A 7,059-nucleotide genomic window follows, 5' to 3' on the forward strand; every position below is an offset into this window, starting at 1 on the left:
GGTGGTTCTCGTCAGGCAAGCGAACTCGAAGCTGTTCGAGGGTCCGGGCGGGCGATCCAGGCAGGGGTGTGACGATGACGCGGTGCAGGTCCAGGAGCCGGTGTCCGTCCTGGAACTGGTTGGAGAGGTTGGTGCGGGTGACGCCCAGCAGCTCCGCCAGGAGAGTGCTGGTGATCGCCCTGCGGCGGCGCAACAGCGCCGTCAGGAGGCGGTGGTAGTGGTCCAGACTGCTGGTCTGCGGGTGGAGGTAGCTGCGCGGACGGTGGAAGCGTCGTTGGAAGGCGGCCTCGGCGAGGGCGTCCCAGTACGGCTCCGAGACTGCCACCAGGCGTTCGAAGTCGGACCGCGGCATGCCGGTCAGGGCCGGATTGCTGAGCATCTCGGTCAGGGCGGGGTCGATCCGCCGAGCGGCCACCGGCGCATCTGGGGTCCGCGGCGGAACGGGTGCCAGCGTGTAGTTCCAGTCGCCGTGGAACGCATCGGGCGTGATCGGCAAGGCCTGGAACTCGGCAGCGGTCACCGTGGAGCCCAGGCGGTAGCTGCCGGTGTCCAGCTCGGCGCCGATGGTCAGCCCGGTGCGTGTGGTTGTCGCGGCGATGGTTTCGATGACGACCTGGTAACTGGTCAGCGGTCGGCCGCGCCAGTTCGCGGTGATGTGGCAGAACATTCGGTGTTCGATTTTGTTCCATTTCGACGTGCCCGGCGGGAAGTGGCAGACCGTGATCTCCAGGCCGCTCTCCAGGGCGAAGGCGGCCAGGTGCTTCTTCCAGGTCCAGCGGCGGGGATCGTTGGAGCCGCCGGCGTCGGCAGTGATCAGCAGCCGGGTGGCGTTCGGGTGGTGCACCTGTCCGCGGTTGCGCCACCAGCGGCGTATGGACTCGACCGCGAACTCGGCGGTGTCGTGGTCGGTTCCGACGTTGACCCAGCCGGTGTTGGTGGCGATGTCGTAGATCCCATATGGGATGGCGACGGGCTGGTCACTGGTGGTGAAGGTGTGGCAGTCGACTTTGATCGGGTCCTTGCCCGGCCGCCAGGTGCGGCCGGGCCGGTCGCGGTTGCCGAGCCATTCCTTGGCCTTGGTGTCGACGCTGATCACCGGCTGCCGGTCGTCGAGGAAGGCGGTGGCCGTGGCGTTCAGGTGGGCAAACTGGGCGTCGCGGTCCGGGTGGCCGGCGCCCTCGGTGGTCTTGACGGTGCCCTGGAGGCTGTAGCCCAGGCTGTGCAGCAGGCGCCCGACGGTTGCGGCACTGACCGAGTGGCCCTGCGACGTGAGGGTCGAGGCCAGGGCCCGCAGCGACAAGGTGGTCCATCGCAGCGGCGAGACGGGATCACCTCGAGTGTGCGGCTCGATCAGCGCCTCGAGCGCCGCCAGCAGGCTGGGGTCGGTGACCGTCAACGGCTTCCGGCCGGCTCCCGCAGCCCGGACTCTCCGCGTCGGCACCGGGTCCCCGGCCAGCTCAGTGACGCCGCGCGAGATGGTGGAAGCACTGGTCCCCGAGGCGGCAGCCACCAGGGCGATCCCGCCGTGGCCGATGGCCGCAGCCTCGCTGGCCAGATAGAGCCGACGGCGCCGCTCATCAAGATGCGGCAGGATCCGATCGAACTTGGCCCGTAACGCGATGACGGGCGGACGCACTGTCATGGTCCACCCTCCCACCAACTCATGCTGGACAAGCATTAATTGAGATACAAGCCCCCAGCGCGCCGGAGTACTGCGCGCGGCGCCGACCGCGTCCGTGGAGGACTTCTCGTCGCCGGTCTCGTCCACGACCAGCACCGCCCGGTCATCGGCGAGTTGCGTACCGCCCAGCGAGCCAAATGGTCCCGCACGGCGTCGTGGTCCCACACCGCGCGGGCCAGGAAGTGCTGCAGCGGTGCGGGCCCGGGTGGCCCAGTGCTTCCGCGAGGGTCCAGCAATTCGCCCGCTCGATGCCTATCAGCAGTGCCTCGGTCATCTCGGCGAAGGTCCGCCGCGTCTCCCGGCGCGGAAACACCCCGCCACCAGGCCCGTCACCTCCCCGAAGGCGTCCCGCCAGACCTCTTGGGCTACGGTTGCCTCCACGGCCGCCGAGTCTTGATTCGTCGTCACAAACGATCACGATCGTGGCGGCCGTTCCATCTCTGCCGCCATCTCCACCCCGATGACCAGCGGCGATGCGCTACAGATCACGAACTACAGCTGCCGTGACAGTGCTCTCCGGCAGAAGAGTTGAGACGACAGATACCTCACTCAACTGCCTGGGAGCCCTGTCCGTTCTTCCCCCGGTCCGCGACCGCCCAGCCGTCACCCGATCGATGGCCGCTCTGAAAAGGCTCGTCGATGCAGGCCCTCATCCCGCTGCCACGGACAAGTTGACAACACCGGGCAACCGGTACGAATGTCTGAATCGCGAACTGCCGGACGGTTTTCAGGTTCCGGCCGCGCGGTGGTGATCCCGGAACGCAACGCTGCGCCCTTGTTGTCCGGCACAATCCACGGCCCGGTCCTCGGCTCTGTCCGCCAGGGGCACGGAGGCCACTACCGGTCCGGACCAGCCACTTGAGGAAGTGTTCCTATGTCCTTCATGCCTCGATATCAAGGCCGGGCCGTCGCCTGGTGACCTTCTCGGCTGCGCTGCTCGCTCTTGTGGTCGCGGAGCTGGCCGGCGCCACCCACGATGGCGGCCCTGCCGCCGTGGCCGTGGCCGCACGATCCGGGCCCTCCGCCGGGAGTGGGTCGCTCGTGTTCGACGAGGAGTTCGACGGCCCCATCGTCTGGGGGAAGCGCTGGATCGGCGATGCCACCAGCGCGTACCGGTGCGGCGACCACAACCCGGGCGACGACAAGCTGGACTGGCCTTACCCCATCGGCGGTCTCGGTGGCGGACGGCGTGGCCACTTTACCACGAGGCCGGCTCGCGGACTCTCGAGAACGGCAGACAGTCCTGGGCCACCGGATTGCTGACTACCGAGGGGTCCGCCGAGGATTTCAGGGTCCGGGTCGGGGACTACGTCGAGGCACGGGTCAAGCTGCTGGAAGCCCCCGGCGCGTGGCCTGCTTTGTGGACCTGGTACAACGGCACGAACGAGATCGACTTGTTCGAATACCGCCCCGATAATCCGGACGTCCTGGAGCTCACCAACGGTCTCCGCCGTGCGGCGTTCTCCTACCGCAACCCGGCCGCCGTCCGCCCGGGTGGCTGGGTCACGATTGGAGTCTGCTATGGGGAAGCCTGCAACGACTGGTACGCGACGGGACCAAGGTCTTCTCCGACGGTACTGGTACAGGCAGAGGCTGGACGGCCTACCTGATCCTCAATCTGTCCGTCGAGGCCGGCCGGTACCACCAGCTGCCCGTGGACCTGATCCCGTTCACGTATGTAGCCGACCATGTCCGCGTCTGGCGCTGACCGGTGCAGGGATAGATCCCAGCACCCTCGCATAATTCTGATATCGTCACATGAATTTGTTTTCCGGGGATTCCGGGCACGTCAGCGCGGTAGCCTATGGGAGCCCCGCAGGGAGGCGGGCTGGCCCGGTGGCTTGCGGCAGCTGAGTTGGCGCACCAGCTGATGCAGGCAGACCGCGGCCGTGAGTGGTGGAAGGCCCACCACCACCATGTCGAGAACCGTCCGGGACGCATCGGCGATGCACAATCCGGCACAGACGGTAGAGAACAGGATCACCACGAACCAGGAGTGGACCACACGGCGGCCGTCGACGGCGGCGCGCAGGACGGACAGGCAGCCCACAAACCACGGCCCGAGAACGACGATCGGCCACAACCGCGCCATCGTCCCTGGCGCCCGGGAGAGTGCCAGGTCTTGCAGTGGATCATAGGAGAACATCCATCCCAGCAGGCAGACGGTGGTGAATGCCAGTGTGCTCAGAGTTCCAAAGGCCAGGCCCACGGTCCGCGGCCACGATGCCGCCACAGGATCCCGGCGACGTCGGGCCCGGGGCGAGCGGGAGCGTGCCTCCGCTCCCATCGGCGTCGGGTTTTTTTGCAGCAGGGACGAACGGGGAAACACATATGTGCCGCCTGGCTGCCAGTCGGCCGTCCCCTCGGGCACGGTGAACGTTGACCTCAGGGCATCGAAGGCAGCGCCACTGCCGTACCAGTCGTAGTGCCCCGCCGGGTCGTCATGTCCTGCCGCACCGCAGTGCCCCGCCGCATCGTCATACCGGAAGCCGCCGTCGGTGTTCTCGACGATGGTCCCGTACTGAAGAAAGAAGTCACCTGCTGGGTCGTGCATGTCCCCCTCGCTTTCATCATCTCGGTCTCGCACACAGGCGGTAGCCACGCCTCGCTGTCAACCACCACCGACGGCCTCAGCTCGCCCCCACCAAGCCGGGCGGCGAGGTCGGCCTCCAACTCGCGCAACGTCCGCACGAAGTCGGCCAGCAGGCGAGAGCAGTGCTGGAGGACGACCCGCTCACCGTTGCGGCACAGGTAACCGAACCGGACGTCACCGGCTGCGTTCACGCGGTCGGGCACGAAGAGCCACTTCCCCAAGGTGCACACGGGATCCCGCGGTGGATTCACACCCGAACCCGGGCGTGGCAGCGGCTCCCTGGGCTGATGAGTTGAATTCATGCTCCATCAACGATCGTGCACAGGGGTAGGTGTATACGGCATACGGGCGTCATTCGATATTCAGCATCGCTCGTGCTATGCCAAACTCCCCATGTGATGGCGCAGGCCGGCGCGTCGTGGGGGATCGATCACATCCAGGGGAGGGATTCGGCCAACGAAGATCATGTCCCCGTCGTGAAAATATCGATCGAACGCTTCGTGAAACTCCCCATCTGTCATCCGCGATCGACCATCGTGCCGCCGCTGCCCGGGCGTTCGTCCGCTTGCCGCAGTCCAGGCGCCCAGTGTCGGGGCCAGGTCGCAGCAGGCGCTAAACGAAATTCCCCGATGAGTGGCGCGGCGTGAAGAAAGGTTTCTTCAGCCGGCGCCTGAATCAAATCCCCCCAAAATTTGACGGGGGCAGCTCAAGGCGCTCTGCAAAATTCCCCAAGGGGCGCGAAGCCCGCCATAAAACACCATGGCTCCGCGTGGCATGCCCCCATTGCGTGTTATATTTCCGGCCTCCTTTAGATGTCATCAATTCAGCGTCCACATGGCGTGGGTCGGATTGTGAGGCCTGGGTGCTTACCCGAGAGGAATACGCAGACGCGCGGAGGCTGTACAGCGAGGGATGGTCACTGTCGGCGATCGCCAGGTCCCTGGGCCGCGACCGCAAGACTGTGAGGTCCTACCTCGTCGGGGGACGCACCCCGGGCGTCAGGAACTCCCCGCAGGACCCGTTCGGGCCGTACGTCCCGTACTGCCAACAGCGTCTGCGCGACGACCCCCACCTTGAGGCGACCGTCCTCCTCAAAGAGATCACCGAACTCGGCTACCAGGGCGGGTACTCGACGCTCACCCGGGCACTGCGCAGGAACCATCTACGGCCCGCCTGCACGCAGTGCCGATACACCGCTCCGGGCCAAGACACCGGCGATACGCCGGCCGACGGCGACGAGCTGCGCTTCACCTGGCTGAAGCTGCCCGAGCCCCCGCCGCGGTGGGGAGCCGGCAGCCACGCCCACGTCCTGGTCGGTTCTCTGCCGAGCGGCCGCTGGCGTGCGGCCCTTGCTGAGAACGAGAACCTGCCCCAGGTCATCGAGGCCATCGACCTGGTTCTCAGACGTCTGGGCCGGACCGGCTGCTCCTGGCGGTTCGACTCCCTACCCGCAGCGAAATGCCAGACCAACGGCAGGGTCAAACCCGAACTCCTCAAGGTCGCCCGGTACTACGGCACCGCCATCAGTAACGGCTGCCCCTGCCACAGCATCCCGCCCTCTCCCCTCCTGGACCCGCTGCGCCCCATCGAAGACTTCTGGTGGCGCACCGTCGACCCGGACACTCGCCTTCAGACTGCGCAGGGGAGCCTGGACCACCTTGCCGCCTGGCTCGACCTACGCCACCCGGAAGTCGAACACCCTGACCGCGCAGGTGACGTGGTCAGCGAGATCCGTGATGCCGACAAGCGCGACCTCGCACTGCCTCCCGCCCCGTTCCCCGCCTGGATCCAGGTCGCCCGGACCGTCACCTCCCACGACCTCGTCCCCTTCCGCGGTAACCACTACGCCGTCTCACCCGGCCTCGTGGGCGCCGGAGTCGAAGTCAGCTGGCGCCTGGACGAGCCCTACCTGTCTATCTCCACCACCCGGGGAGCCGTCATCGCCCGCCACACCCTCGCGCCTCGCGGCGCCGGCCGAATCGTCTCCGGTCCCGGACATGCCATCACACTCGGACGCTCCCAAAGTCGCGCTCACGAGGACCGCGCGCCCTCCAGTGGCGCAACACGCCTCCCGCCCCCCCGGGCAGCCCGCGCCCACGGGGAGTGTCAAATCAATGGTGCAAATCTCCTGGTCAGTTGATGGTCAGCGGCCTGCGGAGAGGCGGCCTTCGAAGGCGATCTCGAAGGCGTTGAGGGCCGCCTTCCCGCGGGTCATCGCGGCTTCCTCGGCCGCCGCCGGCGCTTGCGCACGATCTGCGGCTCGAACGTGCCCTCCCGATCGCGCGGCACGTCCATCTCGACCGGGCCGACCTCGGCAGCACGGTCTTCGAGCGGGCGCCGTTGCGCGAGTTCCCGGAGCCGGTTCCGGCCGGGTCGTGTTTCTCATGGCCGAGGTGGTCGGTGAGCCCGCCCTCCAGGGCGGACTCCAGGATCTTCTTCGTGAGCTGCTGCAGCAGCCCGCCGGTGCCGGTCAGGTTCGGACCCTCGGCCCTCGTCCGGTCGACCAGCTGCCCGATGAGCTGGTCGTCGAGCGCGTCTTGACGCCCGGCCGCCGGCTTCATACAAGTCCCGGTACGCGGTGCCCGGGCTGTACTTCTACGACAACCGCGTGGTGGAGATCGCTCGGGGTCCGAAGCCCAGCGCCCGGGGCGAGTTGGAGATCACCGCGGTCAACGACGCCTATCTGCAGACCGGTGAGCTCCAGGTGACCCGACTCGACCGCGGTACGGCCTGGTTGGACACCGGCACCTTCGTGTCGATGGTGCAGGCCTCGGAGTTCGTCCGG

Annotated in this window: 2 protein-coding genes and 5 pseudogenes; 3 read left to right on the top strand and 4 right to left on the bottom strand. The window is 67.3% G+C overall.

What is annotated here, in order from left to right:
- Window positions 1-80: 80 nt before the first annotated feature.
- The 3 genes and pseudogenes from AB0M03_RS30765 to AB0M03_RS30775 all read right to left on the bottom strand — a co-directional run.
- Window positions 81-1,642: pseudogene (locus tag AB0M03_RS30765) on the bottom strand (ISAzo13 family transposase); the annotation flags it as partial.
- Between the two features lie 111 nt (window positions 1,643-1,753).
- Window positions 1,754-1,928 (bottom strand): annotated as a pseudogene (locus tag AB0M03_RS30770) (transposase); the annotation flags it as partial.
- Between the two features lie 1,542 nt (window positions 1,929-3,470).
- Window positions 3,471-4,235, bottom strand: a complete 765-nt coding sequence (locus AB0M03_RS30775; RefSeq protein WP_363497301.1) for a DUF2637 domain-containing protein — start codon at window positions 4,233-4,235, stop codon at window positions 3,471-3,473.
- Between the two features lie 901 nt (window positions 4,236-5,136).
- On the opposite strand from AB0M03_RS30775, the pseudogene AB0M03_RS30780 reads away from it, so the two are divergent.
- Both AB0M03_RS30780 and AB0M03_RS30785 read left to right on the top strand, forming a co-directional pair.
- Window positions 5,137-5,235: pseudogene (locus AB0M03_RS30780) on the top strand (helix-turn-helix domain-containing protein); the annotation flags it as partial.
- Window positions 5,236-6,414: an IS21 family transposase gene (locus tag AB0M03_RS30785; protein WP_363497306.1), complete on the top strand. Its 1,179-nt coding sequence runs from the start codon at window positions 5,236-5,238 to the stop codon at window positions 6,412-6,414.
- An 89-nt stretch (window positions 6,415-6,503) separates the two neighbouring features.
- Here AB0M03_RS30785 and AB0M03_RS30790 read toward each other — a convergent pair.
- A pseudogene (locus AB0M03_RS30790) lies at window positions 6,504-6,835 on the bottom strand (transposase); the annotation flags it as partial.
- A 2-nt stretch (window positions 6,836-6,837) separates the two neighbouring features.
- On the opposite strand from AB0M03_RS30790, the pseudogene AB0M03_RS30795 reads away from it, so the two are divergent.
- Window positions 6,838-7,059, top strand: a pseudogene (locus AB0M03_RS30795) (sugar phosphate nucleotidyltransferase); the annotation flags it as partial.

Source organism: Kitasatospora sp. NPDC051914 (assembly GCF_040680995.1).
Classification (GTDB): Bacteria; Actinomycetota; Actinomycetes; order Streptomycetales; family Streptomycetaceae; genus Kitasatospora.